Annotated in this window: 3 protein-coding genes and 1 pseudogene; all 4 read right to left on the minus strand. The window is 38.2% G+C overall.

Features of this window, described 5'->3' with window-relative positions; genetic code table 11:
- Positions 1 to 212, minus strand: a pseudogene (locus tag FHL06_RS13110) (hypothetical protein); the annotation flags it as partial.
- 68 nt (positions 213 to 280) lie between these two features.
- A complete protein-coding gene (tnpB, locus tag FHL06_RS13115) occupies positions 281 to 634 on the minus strand; it encodes an IS66 family insertion sequence element accessory protein TnpB (protein WP_153387047.1) in 354 nt (117 codons plus the stop codon).
- A complete protein-coding gene (locus FHL06_RS13120) occupies positions 624 to 800 on the minus strand; it encodes a hypothetical protein (protein WP_153387049.1) in 177 nt (58 codons plus the stop codon). Before FHL06_RS13120 ends, tnpB begins: the two co-directional genes overlap by 11 nt.
- Positions 801 to 872: 72 nt before the next feature.
- Positions 873 to 1,340 (minus strand): universal stress protein, encoded by a 468-nt coding sequence (locus tag FHL06_RS13125; RefSeq protein ID WP_153387051.1) that lies wholly within the window; start codon positions 1,338 to 1,340, stop codon positions 873 to 875.
- Positions 1,341 to 1,365: the final 25 nt, after the last annotated feature.

A 1,365-nucleotide genomic window follows, 5' to 3' on the forward strand; every position in this document is an offset into this window, starting at 1 on the left:
GTTTCTTCATCCTGGACAGGCACCTGCGGTGCCGTGTCCTCGAACAACGATTGTTGTCCATTTACTTGAAGGTCTTCTTTAGATTTACCGAACATTTTACGATTCATTTCACTGATCAGTTCAGTCAAGTAGGTGACTTGCTGCTGAAGTTGCTCATTACGCTTATTGGATTCATTCAATTGTTTTTCTAGGATTTCAACTATATCAGCCACAAAGATCACCACTTTCTTTTAAACAATGAAAGTAGTGTATCATATTTGGTCGACTTTAACGATATTAATTATAGTGATCCAGTATTAGCTCCATGGACCGATGATTTCTGATCGATTTTTAATCCTTCAAACAGCCAGCGAAGCTGTTGCTGTGAAAGCAGCTTAACTTCTTCCCGATGACGAGGCCAATGTAATTTGCCATTCTCTAGTCGTTTATAAAGTAGCAGGAATCCATCACCGTCCCAATATAACATCTTAAATCGATCGGATCTTCCTCCGCAGAAAAGAAACAGTGCATCTTCGTAAACGTCAAGCTGATACTGACTTTGAATGATTCCTGCCAGACCATCGATGCCACGGCGTAAATCAGTTTTACCGCAGACAATATACACATGACCGACCTTGGTATAATCAATTAACATGTTCCTGAAGCTCCTTCATAAGGATGTACAGCACATATTTATCAATACCATTATGGATTTCTAAGACAACATCGCCGTAACGCAGCGTTGCTGCGACTGGCGTAGTTGATTCATTAACCATATTATTATCGGGTTCATCCATTTTTATTTGAACAATATCTTTCAAAAAAATGACCTCCTTCAATGACTTGATATACTCAAGTTTACTGAAAGGGGTCATGATTTTGTAGGTACCAAGTTATACGGCGCTTACAGTTTTGTTATCCAAATCAGTTCTAACAACAAGGACATCGCAAGCAGCAGTTCTAGTTACATATTCAGTAACTGAACCGATCAATAATCTTTCCATAGCATTGAGTCCGGTAGCACCGATCATAATTAAATCAACACCTAATTTCTTAGGGAAATCAGTGGCAATGATAGCTTTAGGAGCACCATATTCAATACTGTAATCAATATCTTCAAGGCCAGCATCCTTAGCTGTTTTAACGTAGCTCTTAACAGTTTCCTTAGCTTTTTCAGTGATTTGTTCAACCATTGTTGAGTCGAAGCTAGAAACGTTTTGGAAAGCTCTAGTATCAATGACATGAACTAAGTGAATAGCAGCCTTATTTCTCTTGGCTACTTCAACTGCCTTTTTAAAAGCTAGCTCAGCTTCAAATGAACCATCAATTGGTACGAGAATGTTTTTATATTGTTGTAACATAAGTATCACCCCGTTAATGTAATAT

Source organism: Companilactobacillus halodurans (assembly GCF_009600985.1).
In the GTDB taxonomy this organism is placed as follows: domain Bacteria; phylum Bacillota; class Bacilli; order Lactobacillales; family Lactobacillaceae; genus Companilactobacillus; species Companilactobacillus halodurans.